The 17460-nt window shown below is 71.0% G+C and carries 16 protein-coding genes, 1 pseudogene and 2 riboswitches; of the genes and pseudogenes, 10 read left to right on the forward strand and 7 right to left on the reverse strand.

Going from position 1 to position 17460, the window contains the following annotated elements; translation table 11 throughout:
* Nucleotides 1-39 precede the first annotated feature (39 nt).
* The 4 genes from ACIBQZ_RS00700 (at nucleotide 40) to ACIBQZ_RS00715 (ending at nucleotide 4736) form a co-directional block, all read left to right on the forward strand.
* Nucleotides 40-927: a hypothetical protein gene (locus ACIBQZ_RS00700; protein ID WP_396086326.1), complete on the forward strand. Its 888-nt coding sequence runs from the start codon at nucleotides 40-42 to the stop codon at nucleotides 925-927.
* 142 nt (nucleotides 928-1069) lie between these two features.
* Complete coding sequence (locus ACIBQZ_RS00705) at nucleotides 1070-1513, forward strand: ATP-binding protein (RefSeq protein ID WP_396086327.1); 444 nt, start codon at nucleotides 1070-1072, stop codon at nucleotides 1511-1513.
* 78 nt (nucleotides 1514-1591) lie between these two features.
* On the forward strand, nucleotides 1592-2329 hold the full coding sequence (locus tag ACIBQZ_RS00710) for a beta-phosphoglucomutase family hydrolase (protein WP_396086328.1): 738 nt from the start codon (nucleotides 1592-1594) through the stop codon (nucleotides 2327-2329).
* A gap of 40 nt (nucleotides 2330-2369) precedes the next feature.
* Nucleotides 2370-4736 (forward strand): glycoside hydrolase family 65 protein, encoded by a 2367-nt coding sequence (locus ACIBQZ_RS00715; RefSeq protein ID WP_396086329.1) that lies wholly within the window; start codon nucleotides 2370-2372, stop codon nucleotides 4734-4736.
* A gap of 62 nt (nucleotides 4737-4798) precedes the next feature.
* Here the strand turns inward: ACIBQZ_RS00715 and ACIBQZ_RS00720 are convergent, their stop codons facing one another.
* Complete coding sequence (locus ACIBQZ_RS00720; protein WP_396086330.1) at nucleotides 4799-5821, reverse strand: coiled-coil domain-containing protein; 1023 nt, start codon at nucleotides 5819-5821, stop codon at nucleotides 4799-4801.
* A 3-nt stretch (nucleotides 5822-5824) separates the two neighbouring features.
* A riboswitch (cyclic di-AMP (ydaO/yuaA leader) is annotated at nucleotides 5825-5962 on the reverse strand.
* 276 nt (nucleotides 5963-6238) lie between these two features.
* Nucleotides 6239-6387: riboswitch (cyclic di-AMP (ydaO/yuaA leader) on the forward strand.
* On the opposite strand from ACIBQZ_RS00720, the gene ACIBQZ_RS00725 reads away from it, so the two are divergent.
* Nucleotides 6385-7476, forward strand: a complete 1092-nt coding sequence (locus ACIBQZ_RS00725; protein WP_396086331.1) for a coiled-coil domain-containing protein — start codon at nucleotides 6385-6387, stop codon at nucleotides 7474-7476. (Overlaps the previous riboswitch by 3 nt.)
* Before the next feature lie 17 nt (nucleotides 7477-7493).
* Here ACIBQZ_RS00725 and ACIBQZ_RS00730 read toward each other — a convergent pair whose 3' ends face one another.
* Nucleotides 7494-8318 carry an ABC transporter ATP-binding protein gene (locus tag ACIBQZ_RS00730; protein WP_396086332.1) on the reverse strand — a complete coding sequence of 275 codons (825 nt, stop codon included), beginning with the start codon at nucleotides 8316-8318 and terminating at the stop codon, nucleotides 7494-7496.
* Nucleotides 8275-9171, reverse strand: coding sequence for an ABC transporter permease (locus ACIBQZ_RS00735; protein WP_396086333.1), 897 nt, complete (start codon nucleotides 9169-9171; stop codon nucleotides 8275-8277). The genes ACIBQZ_RS00730 and ACIBQZ_RS00735 overlap by 44 nt, the downstream gene beginning before the upstream one ends.
* 172 nt (nucleotides 9172-9343) lie before the next feature.
* Here ACIBQZ_RS00735 and ACIBQZ_RS00740 point away from each other — a divergent pair, with 172 nt between their 5' ends.
* A complete protein-coding gene (locus ACIBQZ_RS00740) occupies nucleotides 9344-9952 on the forward strand; it encodes a TetR/AcrR family transcriptional regulator (RefSeq protein ID WP_396086334.1) in 609 nt (202 codons plus the stop codon).
* Here the strand turns inward: ACIBQZ_RS00740 and ACIBQZ_RS00745 are convergent.
* A complete protein-coding gene (locus tag ACIBQZ_RS00745) occupies nucleotides 9915-12608 on the reverse strand; it encodes a putative bifunctional diguanylate cyclase/phosphodiesterase (protein ID WP_396086335.1) in 2694 nt (897 codons plus the stop codon). The two genes, ACIBQZ_RS00740 and ACIBQZ_RS00745, sit on opposite strands and share 38 nt — an antisense overlap.
* 294 nt (nucleotides 12609-12902) lie before the next feature.
* On the opposite strand from ACIBQZ_RS00745, the gene ACIBQZ_RS00750 reads away from it, so the two are divergent.
* From ACIBQZ_RS00750 to ygiD, 4 genes are read left to right on the forward strand one after another with little or no spacing between them, the layout of a single operon-like run.
* Entirely contained in the window at nucleotides 12903-13250 is a 348-nt protein-coding gene (locus tag ACIBQZ_RS00750; protein WP_396086336.1) for an Atu4866 domain-containing protein, read from the forward strand.
* 31 nt (nucleotides 13251-13281) lie between these two features.
* Entirely contained in the window at nucleotides 13282-13578 is a 297-nt protein-coding gene (locus ACIBQZ_RS00755; protein ID WP_396086337.1) for a hypothetical protein, read from the forward strand.
* Nucleotides 13579-13598: 20 nt separating this feature from the next.
* Nucleotides 13599-14162: a hypothetical protein gene (locus ACIBQZ_RS00760; RefSeq protein ID WP_396086338.1), complete on the forward strand. Its 564-nt coding sequence runs from the start codon at nucleotides 13599-13601 to the stop codon at nucleotides 14160-14162.
* 17 nt (nucleotides 14163-14179) lie between these two features.
* Nucleotides 14180-15034, forward strand: a complete 855-nt coding sequence (ygiD, locus tag ACIBQZ_RS00765) for a 4,5-DOPA dioxygenase extradiol (protein WP_396086339.1) — start codon at nucleotides 14180-14182, stop codon at nucleotides 15032-15034.
* 3 nt (nucleotides 15035-15037) lie between these two features.
* Here the strand turns inward: ygiD and ACIBQZ_RS00770 are convergent, their stop codons facing one another.
* From ACIBQZ_RS00770 to ACIBQZ_RS00780, 3 genes and pseudogenes are all read right to left on the reverse strand, one after another.
* On the reverse strand, nucleotides 15038-15556 hold the full coding sequence (locus ACIBQZ_RS00770; protein WP_396086340.1) for a GNAT family N-acetyltransferase: 519 nt from the start codon (nucleotides 15554-15556) through the stop codon (nucleotides 15038-15040).
* 30 nt (nucleotides 15557-15586) lie between these two features.
* A pseudogene (locus ACIBQZ_RS00775) lies at nucleotides 15587-15790 on the reverse strand (type II toxin-antitoxin system RelE/ParE family toxin); the annotation flags it as partial.
* Nucleotides 15791-15807: 17 nt separating this feature from the next.
* The gene (locus tag ACIBQZ_RS00780) at nucleotides 15808-17367 is read right to left on the reverse strand and encodes a diguanylate cyclase (RefSeq protein WP_396086341.1); all 1560 of its coding nucleotides are present in this window, start codon (nucleotides 17365-17367) and stop codon (nucleotides 15808-15810) included.
* Nucleotides 17368-17460 lie beyond the last annotated feature (93 nt).

The raw sequence follows: 17460 nt of genomic DNA on the forward strand, positions 1-17460 counted from the left end.
GAGGAGGGGACGGCTGTGGCTCAAGCATCCGGACTTCTGGTGATCGAACGGATTCTGCGCGACCGGCAGGGCATCTGGCAGCAGGTGGTCGAGGACCGATCCCTCACCCGCCTGACCGGGCAGATGCTGCTCAGCTCCATGGTGGCCCTGGCCTGCTACGGCGCCGTGCTCGGCTCGTTCCACAGCGTGTGGATGGCGATGACCTCGGCGGTGAAGCTGCCGCTGCTGTTCCTCGTCACGCTCGCCATCTGCCTGCCCACGCTCTACCTGTTCAACCTGGTCTTCGGCGCGCGGCTGTCGGTGCGGCAGTCGCTGTCGCTGGTCATGGTCGCGCTGACCGTCACCGCGATGCTGGCGCTCGCGTTCGCGCCGATCGCGCTGTTCTTCCTCATCACCGCCCCGGACTACGGCTTCTTCAAGCTGCTGAACGTGGCCATCCTGGCGCTCTCGGCCCTGGTCGGGCTGCGCTTCCTGACCGGCGGCATGCGGGTGCTCAACGAGAACGGCCTGCTGGCGCCGGAACCGCCCGTGGTGGAGAAGGCGCCCGCCGCCGTGGCTCCGGGCGGCACCGACGCCGCCTCGGCCTCGAGCCCGGCCGCCGGGCCGGCCAACGGCAGCGGTGGCACCGCGACGCTGACCGCGCCGGCGCCCGTGCAGGCCGCGCCCGCGGTCCCGCCGGGCTACATGCTGACCCCCATCGTGAACCCGCACCAGCGCCCGGTCCGGCCGTCGAAGCAGACCCAGGCGACGCCGCCCAGCATGACCCTGCTGTACGTGTGGATCCTGCTCTTCGGCTTTGTCGGCACCCAGCTGGCGTGGACCCTGCGGCCGTTCTTCGGCAGCCCGGGGATGAAGTTCAGCCTGTACCGGGAGATCGACGGCAACTTCTACGCCGAGATCCTGCGGACGCTGTCGCACCTGTTCTGAGCTCTTTTCGGCTCTCTTGACTGCCACGGAGGCGGTACACGGCGTAGGCTGCTCGGCGGTGGAAGAAACCGTCGACCACGATGTGCCGCGTCCGGCTCCGGGCAGGGAGTCGCCGGACGCCGCTCGTGTGCACGCAGCCGCGGTGCCCGCCGATCAATCGACCCTCCTGGATCGTCCGTTCGGCCGCGACGAGATCACCGTGGTCCGCCACGAGGTCTCGGCACGGCTGGACGCCGGTCCGCTCGGCGAGCGACTGCACGGCTTCGTGCTCGCGATCAACGAAGTGATCACGAACGCCGTGCTGCACGCCGGTGGGCAAGGTCGCATCGTGCTCTCGGTCACCGGCGCGGCGGTGTGCTGCACGGTCACCGACTCCGGGCCGGGCATTCCGGAGCAGTACCGCCGGCCGCCGGAGGTCCCGGAGGCGTTCGAGGTCGGCGGCCGGGGCATCTGGCTGGCGCACCAGCTGTGCGACGAGGTGACGATGGCGACCGGCCCCATTGGGACAACTATCGAACTATGCGTGCGGCTGCCCGGCCGCGAGACCACGTCTGGCCTGCTCAACGAGGGTGCGGCGGCCGGCTGAACGGGGAATGAAACGCCGTGGAAATGTGATCGTGGGCATTGAGGCGTGTCGGCGATCCGGGGCGACTACATTGGGCCAGTGCTCGGACTACCTCCTCATGTGACAGCATGCCTCTTCGATCTCGACGGCGTGCTCACCCAGACCGCCCTGGTTCACAACGCGGCGTGGAAACAGACCTTCGACGCGTTCCTCCGGACGTGGTCGGAGCAGCAGGGGCAGCCCTTCGTGCCGTTCGATCCGGGCGCCGACTACCACCAGTACGTCGACGGCCGGCCACGCGCCGACGGGGTCCGCACATTTCTCGCCTCTCGCGGCATCACCCTGCCCGAAGGCACGCCCGGCGACGGTCCCGACGCGGAGACCGTCAACGGCATCGGCAATCGCAAGAACGAGCTGGTCCTGCAGAAGATCAGCGAAGGCGCCGTCCAGGTCTACCCCGGCTCGGTCGACTACCTGCACGCCGTCAAGGCCGCAGGCTTGCGCCGGGCAGTCGTCTCGGCCAGCGCCAACTGCGCCGACGTGCTGCGCGCGGCCGGCATCGCGGACCTCCTCGAGGTCCGCGTCGACGGGGTCACCGCCCGCGAGCAGAATCTGCCCGGCAAGCCCGCACCGGATACCTTTCTCCATGGAGCAAAGCTGCTCGGGGTGGCGCCGGAGCAGTGCGCTGTGTTCGAGGACGCGCTAGCCGGTGTCGCCGCCGGCAAGGCCGGCGGCTTCGGCATCGTGATCGGTGTGGACCGGGTCGGCCAGGCCGACGCGTTGCGCGAGCACGGCGCCGACATCGTCGTGCAGGACCTCGCCGAACTCCTTAAGTAATCCCCTTACAGACTTCTTCTCAGTTGCGAGAGGCACCACCGTGATCCGTGAACGGGCCTACCCCGTCGATCCCTGGCACATCAGGGAGACCCGGCTGGACCTGGACCTGCTGGCTCAGTCCGAGTCGGTCTTCGCCCTGGCCAACGGCCACATCGGCCTCCGGGGAAACCTGGACGAGGGTGAGCCGCACGGCCTGCCCGGCACCTACCTCAACTCGTTCTACGAGCTGCGGCCGCTGCCGTACGCCGAGGCGGGCTACGGGTTCCCCGAGTCGGGCCAGACGATGGTCAACGTCACCAACGCCAAGCTCATGCGCCTGCTCGTCGACGACGAGCCGTTCGACGTGCGATACGGCGAGCTGCGCTCCCACGAGCGCACCCTGGACCTGCGCGCGGGCACGCTCGAGCGGGTGGTGGAGTGGGTGTCGCCGTCCGGCCAGGCGATCCGGGTCCGCACCGTCCGGATGGTGTCTTTCACTCATCGTGCGATTGCCGCCTTCCTGTACGAGGTCGAGCCGCTCGACGCCTCGGCCCGGCTGATCCTGCAGTCCGAGCTGGTCGCCAACGAGCAGCTCCCGCCGACCAGCAAGGACCCGCGGGTCGCGGCGGTGCTGGATCACCCGCTGCAGGCCGAGGAGATGCTGGAGCAGCGCACCGGCGGCCTGCTGGTGCACCGCACCAAGGCCAGCGACCTGCGGATGGCCGCGGCGATGGAGCACCTGGTGGAGACGCCGGGCAAGCACGCGGTGACCACCGAGGGCCACCCGGACTGGCTGCGCACCACCGTCGCCTGCAAGCTCGAGCCGGGCCAGAAGCTCCGGGTCGTGAAGATCGCCGCGTACGGCTGGTCCAGCAACCGGTCGCTGCCCGCCGTGCGCGACCAGGTGGGCGCCGCCCTGGCGAGCGCCCGGCTGGACGGCTGGGAGGGTCTGGTCGAGGCGCAGCGCGAATACCTGGACGCCTTCTGGGACCACTCCGACGTCAAGGTCGAGGGGGACCCGGAGGTCCAGCAGGCCGTCCGCTTCGGCCTCTTCCACACGCTGCAGGCCGGTGCCCGCGCCGAGCAGCGCCCGATCGGCTCCAAGGGGCTCACCGGCCCGGGTTACGACGGTCACACCTTCTGGGACGCCGAGACCTTCGTCCTGCCCGCGCTGACCTACACGCAGCCGGCGGCGGCCGCGGACGTGCTGCGCTGGCGGCACTCCACACTGGATCTCGCCCGGGAGCGCGCGCAGACCCTCGGCCTGCAGGGCGCGGCCTTCCCGTGGCGCACCATCCGCGGGCAGGAGTGCTCGGCGTACTGGCCGGCCGGCACCGCCGGGTTCCACATCGGAGCCGACATCGCCGACGCCGTACGGCGCTACGTCTCGGCCACCGGCGACTTCGAGTTCGAGCGCGACTACGGGCTGGAGCTGCTCGTCGAGACCGCCCGGCTGTGGCGCTCGCTCGGGCACCACGACCGGCACGGCCGCTTCCACATCGACGGCGTCACCGGCCCGGACGAGTACACGGCCGTGGTCGACGACAACGTCTACACCAACCTGATGGCGCAGCAGAACATGCTCGCCGCGGCGGACGCGGCCAAGCGGCACCCGGAGCTGGCCCGCAAGCTGGGCGTGGACGACGAGGAGTCGGCCTCCTGGCGGGACGCGGCGGCGTCGGTGCACATCCCGTACGACCGGGAGCTGGCCGTGCACCAGCAGTCGGAGGGCTTCACCCGGCTGGCGGAGTGGGACTTCGACAACACCCCGCCGGAGGCGTACCCGCTGCTGCTGAACTACCCGTACTTCGACCTGTACCGCAAGCAGGTGGTCAAGCAGGCCGACCTGGTCATGGCGATGTACGTGCGCGGCGACGCCTTCACCCCGGAGGAGAAGGCCCGCAACTTCGCGTACTACGACGCGCGTACCGTGCGGGACTCGTCGCTGTCGGCCTGCATCCAGGCCGTCATGGCCGCCGAGGTGGGCTTCCTCGAACTGGCCCACGACTACCTGGGCGAGGCCGCCCTGATGGACCTGCACGACCTGCACCAGAACGCCCGCGACGGCGTGCACGTGGCGTCGCTGGCCGGCTCCTGGATCGCCCTGGTGGCGGGCCTGGGCGGCATGCGGGACTTCAACGGCCAGCTCTCCTTCGCGCCCCGGCTGCCGAGCCGGATCAACGGGCTCGAGTTCTCGCTGCTCTGGCGGGGCCTGCGCCTGCGGGTGGAGGTGACGGCCGAGGAGGTCACCTACTCGCTGCGCAACGGTGGCGGCTCGGCCCGCCTGGACCTGCTGCACCACGGCAAGGAGGTCACCATCACCCAGGTGAAGCCGGTGGTGCTGGCGATCCCGCCGGCCGCGCCGACCGGCCCGCCGCCCGGACAGCCGGCCGGCCGGGCCCCGGTCCGCCGGGCCACCGGGGTCTGACCCGGAAACGACGAAGCCCCCGTCCTCCGCGAGGAGGACGGGGGCTTTTCCGCGCTGCCGCGCTAAAGCATCGAGACGTGTACGTGGTCCGTGTGGTCGCTGGGACCGCTGTACGACTTCCAGCCGGTGGCGGGGAACCAGATCTGCTTGTTCCAGATGACGTAGAGGATGCCGAGCCGGTCGGCGTTACGCACCAGGAAGGCCATCAGGTTGTTGCCGTACTCCCGGGTGTCCCGGTTGTGCCAGGGTGCGAAGCCGCTCTTCTGCAGTGACCAGTCACACGCGCGTCCCTTGGGATGCTCGAACGGCCCGCCGTTGCGGTGACAACCGACGAATCGGTTGAACTTCGCCTTCTTCACTTCCTTGTACATGTGGAACGTGCGCCCGGTGATGCAGCCGCCGGTGGTCGGGTCGTCGACGTTGCACGACTCCGGGCTGAACTCCCCGTCGGAGTTGCGTGGCGCCGGTGCGGCCACCGGTGACTTGGCGAGCACGAAGCCGCCCGTCACGGTGGTGCCGCCGACCTTGGCCAGCGCGTTCTCGGCCGACTCCTTCTGCTTCTCCATCAGCGCGAGGTTCTGCTTCTGCGCCCGGACCTCCTGGTCGAGGCGGGTCTTGGTGGCAGTCACCTCGTCGATGGCCGCGTAGAGCTCGCGCAGCTTGCCGTTGTTGAGGGCGTTGATCTCCTCGAGCGAGACCGCCTTGCGCAGGAAGCCGTCCGGGGTGTCGGTGTTGAGCAGGAAGCCCATCGTGGAGATGCCGCCGGTGCGGTACTGCTGCGCGGCGACCGCGCCCACCTCGGGCAGCAGCAGGTCCCGCTTCGCCTCGGCGTTCTTGACCTGCAGGGCGAGGCCCAGCTGGGTCTTGGTGGACTTCTTGACCGCCGCCTTCGCCGTCAGATAGCGCCGACCGGTGGAGTCGAGCACATCGTTCAGCAGCGGATTGTCGTCGCCGTCGTCGGCGGTTGACGACTTCTTGGTGTCGTCGGGGTCGGCGTTCGCCGGGGATGCGGGGGAGAGCATCATCGTGACCGCGGCGAGCGGAGCCAGGGCGAGGATCAGCCACCGGCGGGGTCTTGCCGTCATTCAGAATCCTTCCACGTGACCACCGGCCGGGTTAGCTGACGGGTTCGGGACGGAAGCGATCCCTACCACTGACTCGTGGATTCACCCCGGTACTTCTGTGGTTCCCCGGCTCATCTCGCGACGATTAGATGGTGGGCTGCCGGCACCTTGGGGGCAGCGCCTTCTGGCAGTAACCGGCGGCCAGCTTACCTGACAACAGCCCCGCTGACAGTGCTGCCGCGGGGGTAAAACCGTTACCGGGTAACGACTTTCCGTTACCACTCGATGGAATAACGCAGCTCATAGGCCGTAACGACGTATCAATGTGAGTCGTTGCATTCTCTCCGGCATTCCTCACCCGCAGTGGTCGGTCGATTGCTCACTGTGTGACGACTGTCGATTCCTAGCATTGATGGGTAGTGTTCGTCACGGTCTCAGCGCAGACCGCCGCCTAATCGCCGCAAGGCGAGCCGGGGACCCACCCGAAGTAATGGGGTGAATCCGATCCGTGCGCCGCGCGGATCGGTAGGGATCACTTCCGTCCCGAACCCGTCAGCTAACTCGGTCGGCGGCCGACGGAAGGAATGTTCGTGAGGCTCAATCCTGCCCGCCGGCGATTAGCGACCGTGCTCGCGGCGCTCGTCGCCACCACGGGGCTGGCCCTCGCCGCCCCGACCTCCGCCTCCGCCGCTCCCCGTCCGCTCGCCGCGCCGGGCGACTCGGGCGACGACGGCGAGGGCGGCTCGAAATCCCTCATCCAGCAGCTCGAGGCGGCGTCCAAGGGCTTCGTCGAGGCCAAGGAGGCGCTGGAGCGCTCCAAGAAGCGCCAGCAGCAGCTCACCGCCAAGCTCAAGGAGATCGACACCGAGCTCGGTCCCAAGCAGGCGGCCCTGGACGAGATCGTCCAGCAGTCCTACCGCACCGGCCGGCTCGGGCCGATGACGGCGCTGATCACCGCCGACTCCACCGGCAGCATGCTGGACCGGGCGCGGACCCTGGAGACGATCGCCGTCAAGCAGGACCGCGCGGTGCGCGATCTCAAGGACGCCAAGGTCCAGCAGGAGCAGGCGAAGGTCGCGATCGACGCCGCCGTCCGGGACCAGCAGCGTCAGCTCACCGTCATGGCCAAGCGCAAGAATCAGGCGGAGGGTGCCCTCAAGGCCGCCAACGCCGCGAGCGGGTCGAGCGGCGAGTCGAGCGACTCCTCGTCGTCCGGCGGCGAATCAAGCGGCGGTGGCAGCAGCTCCCAGGCCGCGGCCGCGCCCCGCAACTCGGACGGCTCGCTGCCGAGCGAGTCGTGCAGCCTCAACGACCCGACCACGTCGGGCTGCATCTCGCCGCGCACGCTGCACGCGATGAAGGAAGCGAAGAAGGACGGTTTCACCCGTTTCGTCTCGTGCTTCCGTCAGCAGAACAGCGGTGAGCACCCGAAGGGCAAGGCTTGCGACTTCGCGGCCGACAAGAACGGCTTCGGCGGCGACGCGACCGGTGCCAGCCGGACCTACGGCAACCGGCTGTCGACCTACTTCATCAACAACGCGAGCCGGCTCGGCGTGCTCTATGTCATCTGGTTCCGCCGGATCTGGCTGCCCAGCAGTGGCTGGAAGTCGTACTCCGGGGCCGGCGGCGATCCGTCGAGCGATCACACCAACCACGTGCACCTGTCGATGCGCTGACACCGGGAGTGCGGGGCCTACCGCTTGACGTAGGCCTCGTACTCCTTCAGCACGTCCTCGGTGGTGCCGTCGGCGCGGATCACGCCGGACTCCAGCCAGATGGCCCGCTCGCAGGTGTCCCGGATCGACTGCTCGCTGTGGCTCACCAGGAAGACCGTGCCGGCCTCCTTGCGCAGGTCGCGGACCCGCTGCTCGCTGCGCCGGCGGAACTTGGCGTCGCCGGTGGCCAGCGCCTCGTCGATCAGCAGCACGTCGTGCTTCTTGGCGGCCGCGATGGCGAACCGCAGTCGCGCGCCCATGCCGGAGGAGTACGTCCGCATCGGCAGCGAGCTGAAGTCGCCGCGCTCGTTGATCCCGGAGAAGTCGATGATGTTCTTCACCTGGGACTTCACCTCGGCCGGTGACATGCCCATGGCCAGACAGCCGAGCACCACGTTGCGCTCGCCGGGCAGGTCGTTCATCAGCGCCGCGTTGACGCCGAGCAGCGACGGCTGGCCGGCCGCGTAGATCGCGCCCCGCTCCACCGGCAGCAGGCCGGCGATGGCGCGCAACAGCGTCGACTTGCCCGAGCCGTTGGTGCCGATCAGGCCGATCGCCTCGCCCTTGTGTGCGACGAAGCTCACACCTTTGATGGCGTGCACCTCGCGCAGCGTGGCCGGCTTGGTGCCGGTCACGATCCGCTTGAAGCTCGCCAGCGGGCTGCCGGTGCCGGGCGTGGCGGACTGCTGCACCCGGTAGACCACGTGGGCGTCGTCGACGATGACCGTCGGCACCGGCCGATCGCTGCCGGTCAGGTTGTCAGCCACGGCCGTACCCCTTCTCTCCGCGCCAGAAGTAGACATATCCCCCGATGCCGACCACCAGGGTCCACGCGACCGCTTCGAGCCACAGCACCGTGGCCGAGCCGGCCAGCGGGACGTCCTCCATCAGCGCGTGCCGCATCAGGTCGATGAAGACGAGCATCGGGTTGGCCTCGACCACATTGAGCTGCCAGCCGCTCAGGTTGTCGGAGAAGCGGGTCACCGGGTAGAGCACCGCCGAGCCGTAGAGCCACATCCGCATGACGAACGGCACCAGCTGCTTGAAGTCCGCGACCTTGCTGCCCAGCCGGGCCGCCGCCAGCGCCAGGCCGGCGTTGAAGACGCTCTGCAGCAGGAAGATCGGCACGATGAGCAGCCACTCCCAGGTGATCGGCTCGCCGAAGCCCAGCACGATGACGATCAGCACCGCCATCGAGGCCAGCATGTTGCGGATCTCGACCGTGGTGATCGCCAGCGGCAGGCTGGCCCGGGGGAAGTGCAGCGCCCGGATCAGGCCCATGTTGCCGCTGATCGCCTGGATGCCGGCCTGCACCACGGACTGGGTGAAGCCGAAGATGAAGACACCCGTGCACAGATAGGGGACGAAGTTGTCGACCCCTCGCTGGGTGTCCAGGACGACGCCGAAGATCACGTAGTAGACCGCGGCATTGATCAGCGGCGTGAGCACCTGCCAGAAGACGCCGAGCCGGGTCTTGCCCAGCGACGACGTGACCTTGGCGTTGGCGTACGACGCGATGAAGTGCCGGTAGGCCCAGAGTTGCCGGGAATACTCCCGCAGGCTGGGGAGTTTTCCCGCGGCGCTGAGGCCGTGCCTGCGGGCCAGCTCCTTGAGCGTCAGGCCGGTGTCGGAACCGGCGACCGCCGTCTGGGGCATCGGGTGGCGCTCCGATCTGGTCGGTCCGCTGGGGATCGGGGACCTTGGTGACTTGCGCGGGAACACATTAAACAGTGTGCCGCGATGGAACGGCGTCGTATCGACGTTGAATCCGAAAGTAGCCGAACGAGCGCCGGAACGCAACCGTTGCGTCCTGGCGTATAGTGCTCCTGTGGTTACAGCGAAACGTGCGCCCGCCGGAGCGGCGGTGCTCCGCGGGGACATCACCGCGGCCATCCGAAACGCGGTCATGAACGAGCTGGCCGAGGTCGGCTACGGCCGCCTGTCGATCGAGGCGGTGGCGCGCCGGGCCGGCGTGGGCAAGACCGCGATCTATCGCCGGTGGAGCAACAAGCTGGAGATGGTCCTGGAGATCGTCTCCGCTGTGGCGGAGCGTAGCGTGCCTATGCCAGACACCGGAAGCTTCGCGGGTGATCTGCAACTGCTCATGTTCATCGTGAGCAAGGCGTTGCAGCACCGGATCGCGTCGCAGATCATCCCGGACCTGATGGCCGAGGCGGCGCGCAACCCGAAGATCGCCGAGACGCTCCAGCGCGCCCTGCGCACCCACCAGCAGGCCGTCGGCGAGAAGCTCGTGGGTCAGGCGGTGGAGCGCGGCGAGCTGCCCGCCGACACCAACCCCGATCTCGCGGTCGACCTGATGCTCGGCCCGCTGTACTGGCGGCTGGCGGTCTCGCGCACGCCTATCGACGACGACTACCTGGAGCTCCTCAGCACGGCCGTCATGGGCGCGCTGCGAGCGAGCCGGCCAGCGCACTGAAGCCGTCGGTGACGATGCCGGTGCCGAGCTGCTCCGGCGGCATCGGCCGGGCGAAATGGAAGCCCTGCGCCCGGACGTAACCGAGCGCGCCGAGCTTCGCGGCCTGCGCGGGCGTTTCCACGCCCTCCGCGACGGCTTCCATCCCCATCGCGCGGGCCAGCTGCAGCACGGCGCCGGCGATCAGGTCGGGGCCGGGCACGGGGGCGAACGAGCGGTCCAGCTTGATCTGGTCCACCGGGCAGTTCGCCAGCAGGCTGAGCGTCGAGGCGCCGGTGCCGAAGTCGTCCAGCGAGAGCCGTACGCCCAGGGTCCGCAGCGCGCGCAGGGTCTCCTGGGTCGCGCCGCCGCCCACGGCCGTCGACTCGGTGATCTCGACGGTCAGCCGGTGCGGGTCGAGCCCGCTGTCGGTCAGCGCCGCGGCCACGTCGGCAGCGAAGCCCGGCTCCCGCAGCTGCCGGGCCGAGGCGTTCACCGACATCGTCCCGGGCGCGAGCTCGCCCAGCTCGGCGATCCAGGCCGCGGCCTGACGGCAGGCCGTGCGCAGCACCCAGCGACCGAGCGGCACGATCAGCCCGGTCTGCTCCGCGCCGGGGATGAACTCACCCGGGCCGAGCAGGCCTCGCGTGGGATGCTCCCAGCGGACCAGCGCCTCCACCCCGGTCAACCGGCCCTCGGGCAGCGTCACCACCGGCTGGTAGTGCAGCACCAGCTCGTCGTGGGTGAGCGCGGCCAGCAACGCGGAGGCGAGCCGGCTGCGTTCGGCGCCGCGGGCCTCGGTGCCCGGCCGATAGCGCTGACAGCCGCCCTCGCCGCGCTCCTTCGCCTCGTACATGGCGATGTCGGCCTGGCGCAGCAGGTTGCCCGCGTCGTCGCCGCCGCGGCCGTCCACCACGCCGAAGCTGGCCCGGACCGCGAGCAGGTGGCCGTCGATGTCGACCGGTACGGCCAGCGCGCCGGCGATCCGGCCGAGCACCCGGTCCACGGCCGCGCCGCCGAGCCCCTCGAACAGGATCGCGAACTCGTCGCCGCCGAGCCGCGCGATGGTGTCGGTGGGCCGGATGCCGGCGCGCATCCGCTCGGCGACCGCGACCAGCAGCCCGTCGCCGACCGCGTGGCCCAGCGTGTCGTTGACGGTCTTGAAGTCGTCCAGGTCGATCAGCACGATGCTGATCCGGTGCCCGGGACCGGCGGGGGTGATGCTGGCCGCGAGCCGCTCGGCGAACAGCGCCCGGTTGGCCAGCCCGGTCAGCACGTCGTGGGTGGCCTCGTAGCTGAGCCGCTCGTGCGCCTGGACCGTCTCGGTGACGTCCCGCGAGTTGCTGACCACGCCACCGACGCTGGGCTCGTCCGTCAGGTTGACGCTGATGATCTCCAGGGTCCGGTAGGTGCCGTCGGCGTGGGCCAGCCGCACCTGGTAGGTCGCGGAGTTGCCGGGGCGGCTGATCACGTGCCCGACGTTGGCGGCGATCGTGGCGCGGTCCTCCGGGTGCACCCGGTGCACGATGGAGGTGCCCACCAGCGGTCTCGGGGCCAGGCCGAGCACCCGCTGCACGGCCGGGCTGATGTAGCGGATCCGGCCGTCCGGCTCGGTGATCGTCACGACGTCGGTGGAGTTCTGCACCAGCAGGCGGAAGCGCTGCTCCTTGTGCCGCAGCTCGAGGAAGTTCGCGTCGAGGCGGCCGAGCAGGTGCTCGTTCTCCCGCAACGCGGTGAGCTGGCGGACCACGACCAGCGCGGTCAGGATCACCGCCGCCACGGTGACCGGGATGCGGTCCGCGCTGTCCTCCACGACCACGGCGATGAGCAGCGCGTTCGTCGCGGCGGCGACCAGATACAGCAACGGGCTGTGCCGCTGGCGCCGGGCGGCCGGGCCGGCGCCGCGGGGACCGGCCCGCCTGGCCGCGCCGAGCGCGACCAGGAACCCGGAGACCGGCACGACCAGCAGGGTGGTGTCGAGGGCGGGCCGGTCGCTGAGCAGCGGCGTCAGGGCAACGCCGAGGCCGCCGGCGACCAGCGCCGCACCCAGCGCGGTCAGCGAGCGGCCGGCCAGCGACCCGGCGCCGGTGACCGCCACCTTGGCCGTGCCGACCACGACGATCGACCCGGTGATCAGGAAACCGGCGCTCGTCACGATCGAGACGTCACCGGCCGCCGTGTCCGCGAACAGGTGCCGGGCGACGAAGTGCCAGCAGAAGATCGCCGCGCCCGCGACGATGACGCCGATGTCGAGCCCGACCGTCACCCGCCGGGCCCGCGAGCCCGCGGCCATCGGCAGGCCGAACAGCGGCCAGGCCAGCAGGAGCAGGAAGGCCGCGTGCAGCAGCCCGGTGATCAGCCCGACCCGGGTGGTGACGCCGGCCGCGACCGACTCGTACGAGTGGGACACCATCGTGGCGGTCAGCACGGCCAGCGCGAGGCTCATCCGGCGCCAGAAACGCCGGGCGGCCCCCGGGAGGAGCGGGTCGGCGCCGGCCCGGTGGCACAGCCCGGCGGCCAGCGCGGCGCCGCAGGGCATCAGCAGCCAGCTCACCAGGGCAGGAATCGCCGCACCGAGGGCGAACACGAGGAAGAACCACGCGGAAGCGGTCACCGCCAGGGCGCCGGAGGCCAGGAGCAACCGCCGATCCCACGCGGCATGACGCGGGGCGTGGTCCATGGAACTCCTCTCGTCCGGGGCGTCGTCACCCGAACGATCGGTGCGGGGCGAGCCGAATGAGCATTCCGGACCACGGCGCCGGGTTCAAGTGCGCGGCTGCGCTGTTTCGGCCAGCAGCGGGAACACCCGGGCCCGTCGTGGCGCAGGACGTCGGTCGCCTGCGGTGCCCGCGGGCCGGTCCGGCCGGCTGCGGACCAACCGGGTGTACGCAATCACCCGGTGAATTGCTCATCCGGGGCGGGGTCCCTGCCGAAGTTGGGGGCCCACCCCGCGCCGTCCCCCGGAGCAGCACTGATGCGAAACCACCGCGTTGACGCGACCATCTTCGGCGCGGCACCGCTGCTCGCGCTCGCGCTCGGCGGCGTGGCCCCCGAGCGGCTCGCCGCGCCGGTGCCGGCCGGCACCGGCGACGCCGCCCCGCTGGTCGGGGTCTGGCGCAGCGCGGACAGTACGGTGAAACTGCGCCTGGACGCCGACTGGTCGTACCTGGGCAGCGTCGAGGGCCGGCACCGCGCCGCCCGGGGCACGTACCGCCCCCAGGGCTCCGGGCTGGTGCTGCGCGACGAGACCGGGCTGCGGACGCCGGTGACGGTCGCCGAGGACGTCCTGGAGATGGCCGGGCACCAGCTCTTCAAGGCCTGACAGCGCCGGTGCCGGCTGCCGTGCTGGCGCGATGACGGCGGCGGGCGCCGGCTGGACGACCTCGCCGGGGGTGGCGGCCCGGGTCCGCCCGCCCGATCTGTACCTGCTCACGCACCACGAGGGCGTGCCGTTCGTGGACGACGGGCTACGCGACGGTGCCGGGATCCGGGCCTGGATGACCGGCCGTTTCGAGCGTGAACTGGCTGCTCGGGGCGTACCGTCGCGGGTGTTGACCGGGTGTTACGCGGCCCGGCTGCGCACCGCCGTGGCCCGCGACGACCTGCTCGCGGCCGGGTGGTCTTCTGCGCCGCCGCTAAGTCATTCCTGATCGGGGCCGATGCAAGGGGCATGCGGCTCCGAAGGCTCCTGCTCCCGCTGCTCGCGCTGCCGATCGCGCTCGGCGGCTGCGGGTTGCTCGGGCTCGACACGTCGAACCCGAGCCCGGCCGCGAGCGCCACCCCCGCCCCCGGCGCCGACTGGATCGTGGTGGCCACCGGCAGCGCCACGCCCAGCCCGGTGCCGTCGCGCGGCGGCTCGCGCAGCCCGGTCCTGCCGCCGGTCACGTTCCTGCCGGTGGTGCCCGGCTGCGCCCAGGACTGGATCGTCAACCCGCCGCTGATCCCGCTCGAGGTGGTGCCGGGCGCCGGCAAGCTGACCGTGACCTGGCCCCGGCAGTACGACTCCGACTACCGGATCACCGCGGTGCGGCAGCCGCTGAACTCCGGCAACCAGCCGGACTACACCTGGCAGAACGTGCCGGCCGGCACCGGCTGCACGGTCACGGCCACGATCAGCGGGCTCTCGCCGGGGGTGCCGTACATCGTGTGGCTGGACGCGCCCCATACCGGTTACGAGCTGGACGGCACGCGGCATCCGTACAGCGGGCGTTCGGGGGTCGTCTATCCGCGGTGAAGGTTTAAGCTGCAACCATGACCATCATGCCGGCCGCGTTCATCGGCCACGGCAACCCGATGAACGCGCTGGAGACCAACCGCTACACCCGGGCCTGGCGGGCGTTCGGCGCCGCCGTGCCGCGGCCGCGGGCGATCCTGGTGGTGTCCGCGCACTGGTACATCAACGCGACCGCGGTCACCGCGATGCCCCGGCCCCGCACGATCCATGACTTCTTCGGCTTCCCGCAGCGGCTCTTCGACGTCGACTACCCGGCGCCCGGCCTGCCCGCGCTGGCCGAGGAGGTAAGCGACATCGTCAAGCCGACCTGGGTCGGCGCCGACGTCGACTCCTGGGGCATCGACCACGGCACCTGGTCGGTGCTGGTGCACGCCTTCCCGGAGGCGGACATCCCGGTCACCCAGCTGTCCATCAACGCCGACCGGGGCTTCGACTACCACCTGGAGCTGGGCGCGAAGCTGGCCCCGCTGCGCGAGTCCGGCGTGCTGATCCTGGGCAGCGGCAACGTGGTGCACAACCTCGGCGGGGTGCGCCGGGACCTGCCGGACCAGGGCTTCGACTGGGCCCAGCGCTTCGACTCCGACGCCAAGGAGACGATGCTGGACGACCCGCTCAACGCGGCACGGCTGGACGCGCACCGGGACTTCCGGACCGCGGTGCCCACCCCGGACCACTTCCTGCCGCTGCTCTACCTGGCGGGACTGGCGGGGGCGAGCCGGGAGGGCGCGGACGTGCTGGTCGACGGGTACGCGTACGGCAGCCTGTCGATGACCGCGTACACGCTGGGCATGACGGCGGTGGGGCAGCCGGCGGACGGCACCGCGGCGGCGGCGATCCCGGTGGACCTGCCCCCGGACGGGGTCAACATCTGACGCTCAGGCGTCGGCCTCGTAGCTGATCTCCAGGCCGTCCTCGTCGTCCCACTGCTCGCCGACCTCGGTGAAGCCGTACTGGGCGACCAGCGCGTAGGACGCCTTGTTGTCCGGGCTGATGGTCACGCGGACCCGGCGGACCAGCGGATCGGCGGCGGCCCGGGCCAGCAGCGCCTCGAACGCGGCCCGGGCATAACCCCGGCGCCGGTACGCGGGATCCACGGCGTACCCGATCTCGACCAGGCCGTCCGCGCCGGGCCGGGCGTGGAAGCCGGCCCGACCGACGGTGAGCTGCCGCTGCTCGTCCCGGATGACCCCGGTGACCCAGCCGGCCTCGGCGGGATCGCGGGCGACCTGGTCCCGGCGCATCGCCCAGGTGCCCCGGCACTCGGGGCCGACCAGGTATTCGGTGAGCGGAACGGGACTGAGCGCGGCGGCCTTGTCCAGCTCACCGGCGGCCAGCGCGGCCAGGACGGGCCCACTGAGCTGCACGATCCGCACCCGCTGCCCGCTACGCTCCACGGCTGCATCCTGCCACCGGGCGGTGACCCGTCAGGCGATGGCGGCGACGTCGCCGCTGCTGCGTGAGTCCGCGGGCCCGCCGCACCTCGGCGAGCCGGTGCCCGAGGACGATGGAGAGCAGCTCCTGTAACGCTGCTCGGCCAACGGTATTGCCGTCCGGTACCAGGCGTTCCACTGCCCGGCCTTGTCGCCCGCCACCAACAGAATCGTGCACCGCCACGGGTCGAAGGCGAACCTCGGTGGCTGCTCCGTCAGGCGGCGGTGGTGTTGCGGCCGCTCCATTTGGCGGCGTAGAGGCGGTCGTCGGCCGCGCGGAAGAGGGATTCGCCCGTCATGCCCGGCGACCAGGTCGCCACGCCCACGCTGACCGTCAGGCGGACCTCCGGCAGGATCGTCGCCGCCGCCACCGCGGTCCGGATGCGTTCCGCCACCTCGCGGCCCGTGGTGCCGTCGCCCTGGAGGAAGACCACGAACTCGTCGCCGGCGTAGCGCACCGCCTCGTCGCCGGTGCGGCAGTGCGCGCGCAGGATCGTCGCCACCTCGCGCAGGGCGCGGTCGCCCGCGCTGTGCGAGTACGCGTCGTTCACCGCCTTGAAGTGGTCCACGTCGATGAGCAGCACGGTCAGCGGCCGGCTGCCCGCCGCCCGGTCCACCTCACCGATCAGCAGGTCGAACCTGCGCCGGTTGCCGAGCCCGGTCAGCGGGTCGAGCAGGATCTCGCGTTCCGCCCGGGCCCGGGCCGCCTCCGCCTCCTCGCGCTGGCCCGCCTGGCGCAGCATCGCCAGCCGCTGCAGCCGCAGCCGCCACAGCTCGCGCATCTGTCCCTCGACCGCCTCGAACAGGTCCCGGCTGGACTGGCCGCCGTCGAGTTCCAGGGCGGTCAGGGCCAGCTCGAAGCGGATGATCGGGCGCTCGTCCGGGCGGGAGCCGTGCTCGCTGAGCTCGCGGGCCGCGATGAACTCGCGGCGGGCCTCGTGCGGGAAGCCGTGCGCCCGCAGGCTGATGCCCAGCGCCAGGTGGGCCATCCGGGCGTACTGGTAGGTGCCGCCGGTGCGCAGCGGCATGATCGCCTCGCGGGCCAGCTTCTCCGCCACCGTCGTCTCGCCCAGCTTCGCCAGGGCCAGCGCGTGCACGGCGGTGGTGTGGGTGTCCGGCTGGACGTCCAGCCGGTGCCGGGTGATCTCGGCGCTGCGGCGCAGCCGGCTCCGGGACTCCTCGGCCCGGCCGACGTGCGCCAGCCGCATTCCCCAGTAGAGCAGCGTGACCGCGTGCACCAGGTCGAACGACGTGGAGCGGCTCGGGGCGTCGTCGGCGCACAGCTGGTCGTAGGCGATGGCCGCGGTTTCGTACATCTCCGCGGCGGTGGCGGCCTCGGCGAACGAGCACATCGCCGAGCGGTGCCGGTCGGTGCCGGCCGGGCCCGCGTTCAGCAGCACGCCGGCCCGGGCCAGGTGCTGCATGCAGTCCAGGTAGTGGCCGCGGAGCAGGTGCAGCTGGGCCAGGTCGCAGCGGGCCTTGGCCTCACTGAGCAGCGACCCGGCGGTGCGCAGCAGCTCCTCGCCGAGCGCGGCGGCCTCGATGAGCCGGCCCATCGCGAGCAGCGCGTACATCTTTCCCTGGATCAGGAACCGGGCGGTCTTGTCGTCCCGGACGGCGCGGGCGATCATCTGGTACGCGTCGGCCGCCCGGACCGCCTCATGGGCCTCGCCGTTGCTGGCCATCCGGTGCACCTGAATGGCGAGCAGGTGCAGCGGCCCGTACGCGGTGACCGGCACCGGCAGCCGTCGGTCGCCCGAGATCCAGTCCACCATCTGCCCAGTATCAGCCGTTCCGTCGGACAGTAAATCCACCGGACCGATATGCCTGACTTCTGTGACCCGGGCGAGCGGTGGTCACAGCGTGCC

Source organism: Actinoplanes sp. NPDC049599, assembly GCF_044465625.1.
Taxonomy (GTDB): domain Bacteria; phylum Actinomycetota; class Actinomycetes; order Mycobacteriales; family Micromonosporaceae; genus Actinoplanes.

Excerpts from the sequence above, each read along its gene's own strand:
- ACIBQZ_RS00780 (WP_396086341.1), bottom strand. The coding sequence starts at position 17,367 with ATGGTGGACTGGATCTCGGGCGACCGACGGCTGCCGGTGCCGGTCACC.
- ACIBQZ_RS00755 (WP_396086337.1), top strand. The coding sequence starts at position 13,282 with ATGACGGCGGCGGGCGCCGGCTGGACGACCTCGCCGGGGGTGGCGGCC.
- ACIBQZ_RS00735 (WP_396086333.1), bottom strand. The coding sequence starts at position 9,171 with ATGCCCCAGACGGCGGTCGCCGGTTCCGACACCGGCCTGACGCTCAAG.
- ACIBQZ_RS00745 (WP_396086335.1), bottom strand. The coding sequence starts at position 12,608 with ATGGACCACGCCCCGCGTCATGCCGCGTGGGATCGGCGGTTGCTCCTG.
- ACIBQZ_RS00760 (WP_396086338.1), top strand. The coding sequence starts at position 13,599 with ATGCGGCTCCGAAGGCTCCTGCTCCCGCTGCTCGCGCTGCCGATCGCG.
- ACIBQZ_RS00730 (WP_396086332.1), bottom strand. The coding sequence starts at position 8,318 with ATGTCTACTTCTGGCGCGGAGAGAAGGGGTACGGCCGTGGCTGACAAC.
- ACIBQZ_RS00720 (WP_396086330.1), bottom strand. The coding sequence starts at position 5,821 with ATGACGGCAAGACCCCGCCGGTGGCTGATCCTCGCCCTGGCTCCGCTC.
- ACIBQZ_RS00750 (WP_396086336.1), top strand. The coding sequence starts at position 12,903 with ATGCGAAACCACCGCGTTGACGCGACCATCTTCGGCGCGGCACCGCTG.
- ygiD (WP_396086339.1), top strand. The coding sequence starts at position 14,180 with ATGACCATCATGCCGGCCGCGTTCATCGGCCACGGCAACCCGATGAAC.
- ACIBQZ_RS00725 (WP_396086331.1), top strand. The coding sequence starts at position 6,385 with ATGTTCGTGAGGCTCAATCCTGCCCGCCGGCGATTAGCGACCGTGCTC.